At 65.8% G+C, this 11,457-nt stretch carries 8 protein-coding genes; 7 read left to right on the forward strand and 1 reads right to left on the reverse strand.

Annotated features, from left to right (window positions below; translation table 11 throughout):
• Nucleotides 1-70: 70 nt before the first annotated feature.
• Genes KTQ36_RS07085 through KTQ36_RS07105 form a run of 5 tightly spaced genes read left to right on the forward strand, consistent with a single transcriptional unit; the run spans nt 71 to nt 7,445 of the window.
• Nucleotides 71-2,407, forward strand: coding sequence for a sensor histidine kinase (locus KTQ36_RS07085; RefSeq protein ID WP_218632998.1), 2,337 nt, complete (start codon nt 71-73; stop codon nt 2,405-2,407).
• Nucleotides 2,404-2,832: a tRNA (adenosine(37)-N6)-threonylcarbamoyltransferase complex ATPase subunit type 1 TsaE gene (tsaE, locus tag KTQ36_RS07090; RefSeq protein WP_218632999.1), complete on the forward strand. Its 429-nt coding sequence runs from the start codon at nt 2,404-2,406 to the stop codon at nt 2,830-2,832. The genes KTQ36_RS07085 and tsaE overlap by 4 nt, the downstream gene beginning before the upstream one ends.
• Nucleotides 2,832-3,815 carry an aminoglycoside phosphotransferase family protein gene (locus tag KTQ36_RS07095; RefSeq protein WP_218633866.1) on the forward strand — a complete coding sequence of 328 codons (984 nt, stop codon included), beginning with the start codon at nt 2,832-2,834 and terminating at the stop codon, nt 3,813-3,815. The genes tsaE and KTQ36_RS07095 overlap by 1 nt, the downstream gene beginning before the upstream one ends.
• Nucleotides 3,816-3,817: 2 nt before the next feature.
• The gene (locus KTQ36_RS07100; RefSeq protein ID WP_218633000.1) at nt 3,818-4,576 is read left to right on the forward strand and encodes a nucleotidyltransferase family protein; all 759 of its coding nucleotides are present in this window, start codon (nt 3,818-3,820) and stop codon (nt 4,574-4,576) included.
• Nucleotides 4,569-7,445, forward strand: a complete 2,877-nt coding sequence (locus KTQ36_RS07105) for a PD-(D/E)XK nuclease family protein (protein ID WP_218633001.1) — start codon at nt 4,569-4,571, stop codon at nt 7,443-7,445. The genes KTQ36_RS07100 and KTQ36_RS07105 overlap by 8 nt, the downstream gene beginning before the upstream one ends.
• A gap of 5 nt (nt 7,446-7,450) precedes the next feature.
• Here KTQ36_RS07105 and KTQ36_RS07110 read toward each other — a convergent pair whose 3' ends face one another.
• Entirely contained in the window at nt 7,451-7,597 is a 147-nt protein-coding gene (locus KTQ36_RS07110; protein ID WP_218633002.1) for a hypothetical protein, read from the reverse strand.
• An 80-nt stretch (nt 7,598-7,677) separates the two neighbouring features.
• On the opposite strand from KTQ36_RS07110, the gene addA reads away from it, so the two are divergent.
• The gene (gene addA / locus KTQ36_RS07115; protein WP_218633003.1) at nt 7,678-11,046 is read left to right on the forward strand and encodes a double-strand break repair helicase AddA; all 3,369 of its coding nucleotides are present in this window, start codon (nt 7,678-7,680) and stop codon (nt 11,044-11,046) included.
• Nucleotides 11,047-11,104: 58 nt separating this feature from the next.
• Nucleotides 11,105-11,425 carry a thioredoxin TrxA gene (trxA, locus tag KTQ36_RS07120; protein WP_218633004.1) on the forward strand — a complete coding sequence of 107 codons (321 nt, stop codon included), beginning with the start codon at nt 11,105-11,107 and terminating at the stop codon, nt 11,423-11,425.
• Nucleotides 11,426-11,457: the final 32 nt, after the last annotated feature.

Consider the following 11,457-nt stretch of genomic DNA (forward strand, 5'->3'; position numbering starts at 1 on the left):
TCCGCTTTTTGTTTGCGCATCCTATGACTTGCCGCGTGAGAGCGTGCGCGGACATTGAGGCGAGGGGGGCATGGACGGTCTGCTGCTGATCATTGCCGCCCTCTGGATGGGGATCGCGGCGGCACTGCTGGTGGTCGCGGGCCGTCGGATGGACCGTGCGCGCAAGACCATCGATGCTGCCCGTTCGCTCGCCGGGATGATGGGTGCGGCGCCCGTCCGACCTGCCATGATCGATGCCGACGGCAAGCTCGACGCCGATCCCGAACTCCTACGCCAGCTCGCCGTGTCGGGCCGCCCGTCGACGCTGGCTGAGCTGGGAGCAGGCGCGGGTATTTCGCGCGATACGGTCAAGGCGCTCGAATCGCGCATCGCCGAAGCGCGCCTGTCCGGGGAGCGCTTTTCGCTCCAAGTCGAGGCCGAGCAGTCGGGCAAAATCTTCGACATTTCGGTAATGCCTGCCCCGCGCCCCGCTGCCGACGGCACGATGCTGTCATGGTGGGCGGACACCAGCCAGCAAGAAGAAGAACGTGGACGGTTGGGCAAGAGGCTTGACCAGACTGAAAGCGCGCTCGACAGCCTGACGCAGCTGATCGAAAGCGCGCCGTTCCCGATGTGGTATCGCGGCCCCGATCTCGCGCTTGGCCTAGTCAATGCCGCGTTCGTTGCGGCGGTCGAAGGCGATACGGCCGCCGACGTCATTGCGCGTGGCGCTGAGCTGATCGACGGGACGGGCGACGAAAGCGCGCGCGCCGGCGCGATGACCGCGCTCGAGAATGGCAAGCCTTACAGCCGGACGCAGCCCGCCACGATCGGCGGCGAGCGGCGCATGCTGCGCATCGTCGACGTGCCGCTCGCCACGGGGGCGGTCGCGGGCTTTGCGATCGACGTGCAGGACATCGAGGACGCGCGCTACGAGCTGGCGCAATATATCCAGTCGCAGCGCGACCTGTCCGACCGCATGACTGCGGGCGCTGCACAGTTCGATTCCGACAAGCGTCTGAGTTTTTACAACCAGCCCTTTGCGGTGATGGCGGGGCTCGATGTCGAGGAACTGGACGCCAAGCCCGAATTCGACCGGCTGCTCGAACAGATGCGCGACAAGGGGCGCACGCCCGAAACGCGGGACTTTCCTGCCTGGAAGGCCGAACGGCGCGCCTGGTTCACCGCGACCGACGAGCTGATCGAAGAAGACTGGATCCTCGCCAATGGCGACCACCAGCGGGTCGTCGGCCAACCGCTCCCCGATGGTGGACTGCGGCTGATCATCGAGGACCGGACCGAGCAGGTCAGGCTTGCCTCTGCCCGCGACACGCTGCTCCGCGTGCGCGCGGCGACCTTCGACAATCTGTTCGAAGTCATCTCCGTCTTCGCCTCGGACGGGCGGCTGTACCTCTGGAACAAGCTGTTCACCGACCTGTGGGAGCTCGAGGATAGCTGGCTGTCCGAACATCCGCGCATCGACGAGCTGGTCCCGCTCATGGCCAAGAAGCTCAAGGACCCCGAGGATGCGACACGGATTCGCGAACTGGTCAGTTCGACCACGAGCGGACGCAAGGAGAATGCCGGACGGCTTCAGTTCGCAGACGGTCGCAGCTTTGCCTATTCTTCCGTACCGCTGCCCGACGGCAATGCGCTAGTCACGCTCGTCGATGTCACCGACAGCACCCGCATCCAGGCCGCGCTTCGCGAGCGCGCCGAAGCGCTCGAGGAAGCGGACCGGGTCAAGACCGACTTCGTCGCCAATATGAGCTACGAGCTACGCACGCCGCTGACCTCGATCGGCGGGTTCGCGGAGATGCTTCAGCAAGGCTATGCCGGCACGCTCGAGGACAAGGCGAAGGGCTATGTCGATGCGATCATGGAATCGGTCGAACGACTGTCGCGGCTGATCGACAATGTGCTCGACCTGACCCGCACCGAGGGAGGCGAGCTCAAGATTGATCGCAAGCGGGTCGACATGGCGGGCCTGTGCCGCAATGCGGTTGCCGCGATGACGGTGGATGCGGCGGCCAAGGACCAGTCGATCGAGGAAGAGATTGCCGACAGCACCGGCGACGTCACCGGCGACGCGAAGCGCCTGCGCGAGGCGATCGATCACCTGTTGCGCAATGCCATCGCCTATGCCGGTCCGGGCGGCAGGATCGAATTGTACGCCCATGGCGATGAAGACGCGGTGACGGTGTCGGTTGCCGATGACGGGCCGGGCATTCCGGTCGAGGAGCAGGAAGAGGTCTTCAACCGCTTTCACAAGGTCCACGATGCCGCGTCGCGATCGGAGACCGCGCTGGGCCTCGGCCTGCCATTGACCCGCCAGTTCGTCGAGGCGCATGGGGGCAACGTGTCGCTCGATTCCACGCCCGGCAGGGGGACGACGGTGACGCTGCGAATTCCGCGAGGCGCGCAATGATCCTCGATGGAGAGGCGGCGAGCCTCGCATTCGGCGTCAGGCTTGCAGACGTTGTCGCCCCCGGCGACGTGATCACCCTGTCGGGACCGCTTGGCGCGGGAAAGACCAGCATTTCGCGAGGTCTCATCGCGGCGCTCGGCCACGAGGGCGAAGTGCCCAGTCCCACCTTCTCGATCGTCCAGCCCTATGAAAATCTCGATCCGCCGGTCTGGCATGTCGATCTTTATCGGCTCGAGGAAGAGGGCGAACTCGACGAACTGGGTCTGGAGGCTGCCGAGGAAGGCGTGTTGTTGGTCGAATGGCCGAGCCGCGCCGGGCGCTGGGCGCATGCGTTACAACTCACCCTCGAAATCGATGAACGGACCGGCGCGCGTCGCTTGACAGCCGAGGTGCCGCAAGCTTGGAAAGAGCGATGGCCCCTGTGATGATTCCGCCGCCCGCGGCGCCCGATTTTCTTGCCGAGTCCGGATGGGGTGGAGCCGAAATCCTGCCGCTTGCGGGCGATGCCAGTTTCCGGCGCTATTTCCGTGTCGAACATCCCGAACTGGGCCGCGCCGTCCTGATGGATGCGCCGCCCGAACATGAAGACGTGCGCCCGTTCATTGCCATTGCCGAGCATCTCGATGCGCAGGGATTACGTGCCCCGCGTATCCTTGGTCGAGATCTTGAAAAGGGCCTGTTGCTGCTTGAGGATTTCGGCGACGACCGGGTCGGGCCGGTGCTTGCTGACGACCGGAGCCGCGAGCGCGCCATCTACGAGGCTGCGGTCGACACGCTCGTCGACCTCGTCCGGCGACCCTTGCCTGACGACCTGCCGCCCTATGACGAGGCGGCGCTCAAGCGAGAAGTCATGCTGTTTCCCGAATGGTACGCGCCTGCGCTCGAATTGGAGGTGGATGTCGACGGGTTCGTCGCTGCATGGCAGGCGAGCTGGGGAGGGCTGCTTGAGCGGACCGCCGACAAACCGGTCCTCGTGCTACGCGACTACCACGCAGACAATCTGATGCTTTTGGCCGAAGGAGGGTTGGGACTGCTCGATTTCCAGGACGCGCTTGCCGGCCATGCTGCCTACGATCTGGTTTCGCTGTTGCAGGATGCGCGCCGCGACGTCGACCCTGCACTCGAGCGCGCGATGCTCGACCGTTTCATCGACGCGCTGGAAATTGCGGATCGCGAAGAATTCGAAGCTGACTATGCGCTGCTCGGTGCGCAGCGGAACGTAAAAATCCTCGGCATCTTTACGCGCCTGTGGAAGCGCGACGGCAAGGATCATTATCTCGCGCTGCAGCCACGCGTCTGGGGCCTGCTCGAACGCGATCTCGCGCATCCGGCGCTGGCGCAGGTGAAAGCCTGGTTCGATGACAACGTGCCGATCGAAAAGCGCGCTGCAGCGTGGGAGGGACGCTAGTCATGGCCGCCGTCAAACGCGCTTTGTCGCTCCGCCCCGGCATCGAGGCAAAAGTGCCCAAATGCGCCATGGTTATGGCCGCCGGGCTCGGCAAGCGCATGCGGCCGCTGACCGCGACGCGCCCCAAGCCGATGGTCGAGTTGGCGGGCAAGCCGATGATCGACCATGTCTTCGACAAGTTGAAGGCCGCAGGCGTCGAGAAAGCAGTGGTCAACGTCCATTATCTGGCGGATTCGCTCGAGGGCCATCTGGAGACTGTCGAAGGGATCGACATCGCCATATCGGACGAGCGCGAACAGCTGCTCGAGACGGGCGGCGGATTGGTCAAGGCGCTGCCCGAAATTTCGAGCGACCCGTTCCTTTCTCTCAATAGCGACAATTTCTGGATCGACGGGCCGGCCGACAGCCTGCGACTGCTGGCGCGGCATTGGGACGACGAGAAGATGGACGCGTTGCTGCTGCTGGTCCCGCACGCGCGGGCCTACTGCCATGCAGGCAAGGGCGATTTTCATCTTGATCGACAGGGCCGCGTGCGCCGCCGCGAAGCGCGGAAGGTTGCGCCTTATGTTTTTACCGGGATCCAGATTGTCTCGAAGCGGCTGCTAGAAGGCGCGCCCGACGGCAAGTTCTCGACCAACATCCTTTGGGATCGTGCGATCGAGCAGGGGCGGCTCTACGGCACTGTCCATCAGGGCCTCTGGTTCGACGTCGGCCGGCCGCAATCGATCACGCAGACTGAAGCGGTGCTGAGCGATGAGTGAGGGCCACGCGCCGGACACTCGCCCTACCGTCTATTCCATCGCGGCTCACCGCAGCTTTGCCGACGCGCTCGCGATCGGGCTGATCCGTGAGCATGGTAAAGATCCGCTTGCGCTGGCACGCGGGCGCATACTCCTGCCCACCAACCGCGCCGTGCGCGCGGTGCGCGAGGCGTTCGTCCGCGCGTCGGGAAGCGGTCTGCTGCTCCCGCGCCTCATTCCGATCGGCGATCCCGAACTGGTCGAGCGTATCGGCGCCGCGCTCGATCCCGCCGATCACGACGATCCGCTTCCCCCTGCCATCGCCCCGCGCGAGCGACAGTTGGCGCTGGCGAAATTACTGGCCGAGGGCGGCGCAGGTGCGGTCGAGGCGATGCGCAGGGCGCAGGATCTCGGCGCGCTTCTCGACCAGCTCGAAGTTGAACAGGTCAGCCCGCTTGCGCTTCGCGAACTCGCGGCCGATCACCCCGATCTTGAAGACCATTGGGAGCGATTGCTCGGGCAATTGGCGCTGCTCTTCGATCGTTGGCCAGCCTTGCTGGAAGCGCGTGGCCAGACGAGCCTCGCGACGCGGCGCAATGCGCTTCTGGGCAGCCTGGCCGAACGCTGGCGCAAGGCACCGCCCGAGGGTTTCACCATCGCCGCCGGGATCACCACCGCCGCGCCGGCCGTGGCCGGACTGCTGTCTCGTGTCGCGCGGTTGCCCGAGGGAGCGGTCATCCTGCCCGCGCTTGCGATGGAACGGGAGATGCCGACGGCCGAGTGGGACGCGCTGCGTCCGGAAGGCGCCGCGCCGCAGCTCACCCATCCGCAATATCATTTGCGCCTGCTTCTCGATCGCATGGGTGTGGCTCGGGACGAGGTGGAGCCATGGCGCCACGGAGGACGCGCCGCCGCGCCGGCCGTACGCGCCCGCGCGGTTGCGCACGCGATGGCGAGCGCGGCCTTTTCGGACAAATGGGTAGGACTCGCGCCGCCCGAGCGTCGCCTAACTGGTGTGCGGGTCATGGAACTGCCCGACCCGGCGATCGAAGCGACCGCCATCGCCATCGCGATGCGCGAAGTGCTGGAGACTCCGGAAAAAACCGCCGCGCTTGTGACGCCGGATCGCCAACTCGCGCGGCGTGTGTCGCAGCAGCTCAGACGCTGGGGCATCCATGCGGACGACAGCGCCGGGACGCCGCTTTCGCAAACGCCGCTCGGGACGCTCTTGCTGGGGATCATCGACGCGGTGTCGGAGCGGTTTGCGCCGGTGCCGCTGCTCGGTCTAATCAAGCATCCGCTTGTCGGACGGGGCGATCGCGGCACGTGGCTTCGCCATGCCCGCAAGCTCGACGGTAAGCTGCGCGGGCCGCGTCCGCCTGAGGGGATCGAAGGACTCGATCGCCATTTCGGCGACCTCGACGCATGGAGCGCCGTGCGGCCCAAGATCGTCGAGATCGACGCGCTTTTCTCGGACAAGATGGCAGTGGGCGAAGTAGCAGGCGCGCTCCGCCGTTCGGTGGAAATCCTTGCCGGTGAGCAGGCCTGGGCCGGGCAGGCAGGACGCGTCGCAGGTGAGTTGATCGCGGGGCTGGAACAGGACGACACGCAACTGTTCGTCGAGCGCCGCGAAATGGCGACGCTGTGGCGCGACCTGCTCGATCAGGAAGCGGTGCGGCCTGTCTATGGCGGGCATCCTCGGCTCAACATTTGGGGCCTGCTCGAAGCGCGGTTGCAGCAGGCCGACGTGATGATCCTCGGCGGGCTCAACGAAGGAAGCTGGCCCGCAGCACCCAAGCCCGACCCTTGGCTGGCGCCACGGCTACGGCGCGAACTCGGGCTACAAGGACTCGATTATCGCACCGGGCTGGCCGCGCACGACCTGATCAGCGCGCTCGGTGCGCCACGTGTCATCCTGACCCGTGCCGTTCGCGACGGGCGCTCGCCGACGGTCGCATCGCGCTTCCTCTTGCGGCTCCAGGCGATGACGGGCGGACTGGCGCGCGATCATCGCATCGAGCGCCTGGCCACCTCGATCGACAACCATCTGAAATTGAAGCCCACCGAACGCCCGCGTCCGACCCCGCCGCCCAAAGATCGACCGCGCGATATCTACGTCACTGCGGTCGACCGGCTGAAGGGCGATCCGTTTGCCTTCTACGCGCAGGCCATGTTGCGGCTGCGGGCGCAGGACCCGGTCGACGGCGATCATCATGCCAAGTGGAAAGGCGACGCGGTCCACAAGGTGCTCGAGGACTGGCTGGAAAAGGATCGGTGCGATCCCGCCAAGCTCCGCGATCGCGTGCTGGCGATGCTTGATGACGAGGCGCTCCATCCCATGCTGCGCGCGCTGTGGGAGCCGCGCTTGATGGAAGCGATCGACTTCATGGGCGCGAAGGTCGAGGAGGGACGCGCCGAAGGACGCGAACCGCTCGCCGCCGAACGGCGTGGCAAGCGCATGATTGGGGACGTCACACTTCACGGCATCGTCGACCGGATCGACCGCATCGGCGACAAGGGGCTGGCAATTGTGGACTACAAGACCGGCAAGCCGCCGTCGCTGACCGCGGTGCGCGAAGGCTTTGCGCTGCAACTCGGTCTGCTCGGCCTGATTGCCGAAGCTGGTGGTTTCGAGGGTATCGAGGGCGCACCGAGCGCACACGAATATTGGTCCCTCGCCAAACGCTACGGCAAGATCGGCTTCGTCATGGGCGTCGACGACGGGGCGGCAGGCGATTTTCTCGACACAACGCTCGCCCATTTCATCGACTTGGCCGACGACTATCTCACGGGAAACAAGCCCTTCACCGCCAAACTCAACCCGGCCTATGCGCCCTATGGCGACTATGACCAGTTGATGCGGCTCGACGAATGGTACGGCCGCGAATGAGCAACCTAGTCTTCCGACTTGCCCGGCTTTGGCTTGGACTTGCGCTTCGACGCGTAGAGAAGCGCGGCGGCGAGGGCTGCGGATCCGATGCCGACCGCAACGGTCTTCTTTCCGATCAGCGGCTTCTTGTCGGGGCTCTGCTCGTCGCTCATGCTTATCCTTCGGGGTTGGGTGTTTCCCGCGATGTAATGATCGCGGCGCGTGGTGCAAGGGCGAATGTGGGAGGGGCGCGATGAGCCGTCGCTTCAAACCGCTCGACACCTTGCTCGGCAACCAGGCTGCGGCTTCCGACCCGTCCGCGCATGCTGCGCTTTCGGCTTCGGCGGGAACAGGCAAAACCCATGTCCTGACCGCGCGTGTGCTCCGACTGCTGCTGCAGGGCGTCCCGCCCGAGGCGATCCTGTGCCTGACTTTCACCAAGGCGGCAGCGGCGGAAATGGCAAACCGGATCGGTGGCCGCCTGGCGAGCTGGGCGCGGCTCGACGATGCCCGTCTGGGCCTCGAGCTGGCAGCGCTCTACGAGCCCAACGATCCTCCCACCCGCGAACGTGCCCGCCGCCTGTTCGCGACCGTCCTCGAAGCGCCCGGCGGGCTCAAGATTCAGACCATACATGCCTTCAGCCAGGCGCTTTTGTCGTCATTTCCCGCAGAGGCGGGGATCGCGCCCGGTTTCGAACCGCTCGACGAACGCGGTGAGGAAGAGCTGGCGCGCCAGGTGCTGGCCGATGTCGCATCGGAGGCAGCGGCATCGCCCATGCCGCAGGACCGTCAATTCCTCGAAGACCTGAAGACCCTGTCACTGCGCCTCGGCGAGCAGGGGGCGGTTGACTATTTGCGCAGCGCCGCGCGCCATCCTGCAGCGATGCGCGACCTGCCGGACGACGACGCGATCGACGAGCGAGTGCGCCTGCTGGTCGGGCTGCCCGAGGGCGAAATTGACGCCTACCTTGCCGAGCAGTGCAACGACTTCCGTTTCGACCGGCGGCTGTGCGACGCGCTGATCGAGGTCAATCGCGCCTGGGGAACGAAGACGGGCAGCGCGGTCGTTGACCGGCTGAAGACGTGGCTCGAGTTACCTGACGGCGAGCGAATGGACGGGCTGTCCGAGATGGCCAAGGATATCGTTACCCAAAAGGGCGAGCCATCTAAAAAGCAGAAAGACCAAGCGCTTGCCGCCCGACTTGCCGACCGCGTGGCAGAGTTGAGCGGCCTGAAGGCCCGCGCGGCCATGGCCCGGGCGCAAGCTGCCGCGCTGCGAGCAGGCAAGCGGTTTTCGCGCGCCTACGAGGCTGCCAAACGCGCCGCCGCCGTCGCCGATTTCGACGACCTCATTCGCTGGACGCGCGGGCTGCTCGATCAGCCGGGCGTGGGCGACTGGATTCGCTTCAAGCTCGATCACCGCATCGACCATGTCCTCGTCGACGAGGCGCAGGACACGAACGGCCGGCAATGGGCGATCATTCGCGCGCTGGTCGACGAATATTTCTCGGGCGCGGACGAGGCCGAGGATCGCTGGCGCACGCTCTTCATGGTCGGGGATTTTAAGCAGGCCATCTATCGTTTCCAGGGCGCCGACCCCAAGGAATTCGTCGCCGTCCGCAAGCTGTTCGACGAGAAAAGCCGCGAGCTGGCTGCCGTCGCGGGCGATGCCGATCGACCCCGCGCGTTCCGCGATCTCGACATTTCGAAGAGCTTCCGCTCGGCCGGGGCAATCCTCGACGTCACCGATCAGGTGATCGAGGAGGTCGGCGCGGAGGCGATGGGCCTGCCGCGCCACCCGCCGCCGCACGAGACCGCCCATCCGAATGCGCACGGGCAGGTCGAATGGTGGCCCGCTTTCTCGGTGGCGGACGCCGAAAACGGGGAGGAAGAGGGCGAGGAAAGCTGGGTCGAGCTGCGCGACCGCCTCTATGCCGATGCGCTCGCCGATGCAGTCGCGGGGATGGTCGGGGAGGGGACGGCGCCGGGCGACATCCTGATCCTGCTGAGGCGGCGCAGCGAGCTGGCCTCGCTGATCGTCGCCCGGCTCTATAGCGCCCATGTCCCGGTTGCAGGGGTCGACCGCCTATTCCTGTCGCGTCCGTTGGCAGTGCGCGACCTGATCGCGGCAATGGCCTTTGCCAGCCAACCCGACGACGACCTGACGCTCGCCTGCTTGCTCACCTCTCCGTTGGTCGGGTGGGATCATGACAAGCTATACGGGCTGGCGTTCGGCAGGGGCAACGACGTGTCGCTATGGCGTGCGTTGCGCGACCGGCGAGAGGATTTTGCCGACGCTCACGCCACTCTCTCGCAATTGCTCGCCGACGCCGATTACCTGCTTCCCTCGGCTTTCCTCGAAAAAATCCTGTCGGGGCCCATGCAGGGACGCGCCAAGCTGATCGGTCGACTGGGGCTCGAAGCGCGCGATCCGATCGAGGAACTCGTCAACAGCGCGTTCGATTTCGAGAGCGACGCCACACCAAGCCTCGACGAGTTCCTCGCGGCGATGAGGCGGGGCGAGGTCGAGGTGAAGCGCGAAGCGGGCGAGGCGGGCAATGCGGTGCGCGTGATGACGGTGCACGGCGCCAAGGGCTTGGAGGCGCCCGTCGTCATCCTCGCCGACGCCACCGCCGATCCAGAACGGATGGGCGGCGTGCGGTCGACGGTCGAGGTCGCGACCGACGAAGTCGAACGCACTCCGTTCCTGCGACCACGCAAGGACGAATTGTGCGAACCCTTCACCTCGATCATCGAGCAAGAGAAAGAAGAGGAGCGCGAGGAGCATTGGCGACTGCTCTATGTCGCGCTGACCCGGGCCGCGAGTCGCCTGATCGTGACCGGCACGGCGCCGAAGAACGACAAACCCGTTGCAGGCGAAAGCTGGCACGCGATGGTCGCCCGCGCGATGGTTTCGCTGGGCGCCGCCTCGCTCGACGCGCCCTGGGGCGAGGGCGGGCTGATCCACCAGACGGGAAGCAAGCGGATGCGCCCTGCGCGTCGCAAGCGCGCGGCAGAACATCCGCCGCGGCCCGCCTGGATCGACGCGCCGGCACCGCCCGAAGCGCGCCCGCCCAGGCCGCTTGTCCCGTCGGCCGTCGAGGGTGAGGAGGAATTGCTCTTTCCGCCGCCATCCGCCGGTGATCGCACTGCAGCACGCCGGGGCATCCTGATCCACGCGCTCCTTGAACGCCTGCCACCTGTCGCCGCTGCGCAGCGACGCGCGACCGCCGACCGCTGGCTCGCAACGGCCATGGGTGTCGGAGATGCGGATCATCGCCGCGACATGATCGATGCGGCGCTGTCAGTGATCGACGATCCGGTCCATGCTGCCCTGTTCGGCCCTCACGCGCTGGCCGAGGCGCCCATTGCGGCGACCCTTCCGGACGGACGCGTCGTTGCGGGTACCGCCGACCGCCTGCTGGTGGAAACGGACCGGATCCTCGTCGTCGACTTTAAGACCGGCCATCAGGTGCCCGGCGGCGCAGCAGACGTCCCGACTGCCCACCGTGCGCAGATGCGCTCCTACATCGACGCGCTGCGCGTCATTTTTCCCGATCGCACAGTCGAAGGCGCGCTGCTCTATACGGCGGGACCGACGCTAATTCGCCTCGACGCTTGAGGTTCGCAGGCACGCACCCCATATCCCTTCGCGAACAAGAATTTCTGAAAGGAACACCATGGCTACCAAAGCTGTCACCGATGCCGATTTCCAGTCCGATGTGCTGGGCGCGGACAAGCCCGTCCTCGTCGATTTCTGGGCTGAATGGTGCGGTCCCTGCCGCATGATCGGCCCGGCGCTGGAAGAAATCAGCGACGAAATGGGCGACAAGGTGACCATCGCCAAGGTCAATATCGACGAAAATCCCGAAGCCCCCGCCAAGTATGGCGTGCGCGGTATTCCGACCATGCTGCTGTTTAAGGACGGCGAAGTGGTCGCGCAGAAGGTCGGCGCAGCGCCCAAGGGCGCGATCCAGCAGTGGCTCGAAGGCGCGCTCTAAACCGGCTTAACGTTTGATTTTTCGGGGCGCGC

This window comes from Sphingomicrobium clamense (assembly GCF_019264355.1).
Lineage (GTDB): Bacteria > Pseudomonadota > Alphaproteobacteria > Sphingomonadales > Sphingomonadaceae > Sphingomicrobium > Sphingomicrobium clamense.

What these genes read in the sequence shown, in the direction of transcription:
- KTQ36_RS07085 (WP_218632998.1), top strand. Translation starts at nt 71, where the DNA reads ATGGACGGTCTGCTGCTGATCATTGCCGCCCTCTGGATGGGGATCGCG.
- tsaE (WP_218632999.1), top strand. Translation starts at nt 2,404, where the DNA reads ATGATCCTCGATGGAGAGGCGGCGAGCCTCGCATTCGGCGTCAGGCTT.
- KTQ36_RS07095 (WP_218633866.1), top strand. Translation starts at nt 2,832, where the DNA reads ATGATTCCGCCGCCCGCGGCGCCCGATTTTCTTGCCGAGTCCGGATGG.
- KTQ36_RS07100 (WP_218633000.1), top strand. Translation starts at nt 3,818, where the DNA reads ATGGCCGCCGTCAAACGCGCTTTGTCGCTCCGCCCCGGCATCGAGGCA.
- KTQ36_RS07105 (WP_218633001.1), top strand. Translation starts at nt 4,569, where the DNA reads ATGAGTGAGGGCCACGCGCCGGACACTCGCCCTACCGTCTATTCCATC.
- KTQ36_RS07110 (WP_218633002.1), bottom strand. Translation starts at nt 7,597, where the DNA reads ATGAGCGACGAGCAGAGCCCCGACAAGAAGCCGCTGATCGGAAAGAAG.
- addA (WP_218633003.1), top strand. Translation starts at nt 7,678, where the DNA reads ATGAGCCGTCGCTTCAAACCGCTCGACACCTTGCTCGGCAACCAGGCT.
- trxA (WP_218633004.1), top strand. Translation starts at nt 11,105, where the DNA reads ATGGCTACCAAAGCTGTCACCGATGCCGATTTCCAGTCCGATGTGCTG.